The 1,568-nt window shown below is 64.3% G+C and carries 1 protein-coding gene; it reads left to right on the plus strand.

The annotated features are described in order from the left end of the window. Positions 1 to 1,568: VCBS domain-containing protein (locus AC3WMR_RS18735; protein WP_492281582.1), on the plus strand; the 1,568-nt coding region annotated here is incomplete at both ends.

The following is a 1,568-nucleotide window of genomic DNA, read 5'->3' on the forward strand; positions in this document are numbered from 1 at the left end:
ATGACGGCCACGGCGGCACGGCCCTCCAGACCATCACCATCGAGATTACGGGCACCAACGACGCCCCGACCATCACCGGCGAGGCCACCGGCGGTGTCAAGGAAGACGCGGCCGACACGACCGTGTCCGGCCAGCTGACCCAGCACGACGTCGACACCAACGACACCCACACCTGGTCCGTTGACAACGACGGCAAGGGCACCTACGGCACGTTCACCGTCGACCAGAACGGCAAGTGGACGTACGTGCTGGACAATGACAGCAAGAACGTCCAGGCCCTGGCCGAAGGCCAGAAGGTCACCGACACCATCACCGTCACGGTCGACGACGGCCACGGCGGCAAGGCGACCCAGACCATCACGGTCGACATCACCGGCACCAACGACGCCCCGACGCTGTCGGGCACGGCGACCGGCAATGTGACCGAAGACGGCACCACCACCGCCACCGGCAAACTCGACGTCGCCGACGTCGACACCAAGGACACTCACACCTGGACCGTCGGCAACGACGGCAAGGGCGAGTACGGCACGCTGAAGGTCGACCAGAACGGCAACTGGACGTACGAACTGAACAACGACGACCCCAAGGTCCAGGCCCTGAAGGCCGGTGAAAAGGTCGTGGACACCATCACCGTGACGGTCGACGACGGCCATGGCGGCAAGGTCACCCAGGAAATCAAGGTCACCGTCACCGGCACCAACGACGCCGCCGTGATCACCCCGCACGAAACGGGCGACGACAAGGGCAGCGTCACCGAAGACGGCACCCTGGTCACTGGGGGCAAGCTGGACGTGACCGACAAGGACGCGGGCGAAGCCAGCTTCAAGCCGCAGACCGGTGTCGTGACCGAACACGGCACGTTCTCCATCGATGCCAATGGCACCTGGACGTACGAGCTGAACAACAAGGATCCGAAGGTCCAGGCGCTGGGTCAAGACGAAAAGCTGACCGAGACCATCACGGTCACCACCGCTGACGGCACCACCAGCATCGTCACCATCACGATCAACGGCACCAACGATGCGCCGACGATCACCGGCGAAGCCAAGGGCGGTGTCACGGAAGATGCCGTGTCCAAGACGGTGTCCGGCCAGCTGACCCAGCACGACGTCGACGCGACCGACAAGCACACCTGGTCCGTCAACAACGACGGCAAGGGTACCTACGGCAGCTTTACCGTCGACCAGAACGGCAAGTGGACCTACACGCTGGACAATGGCAGCGACAAGGTCCAGGCCCTGGCCGAAGGCCAGAAGGTCACCGACACCATCACCGTCACGGTCGAAGATGGCCACGGCGGCAAGGCCACCCAGACCATCACGATCGACATCACGGGCACCAACGACGCCCCGACCATCACCGGTGAGGCCACCGGCGGTGTCAAGGAAGACGCAGCCGACACGACCGTGTCCGGCCAGCTGACCCAGCACGACGTCGACACCAACGACACCCACACCTGGTCCGTCAACAACGACGGCAAGGGCACGTACGGCAGCTTTACCGTCGACCAGAACGGCAAGTGGACCTACACGCTGGACAATGGCAGCGACAAGGTCCAGGCCCTG

Source organism: Achromobacter sp. FW305-C-28, assembly GCF_058783235.1.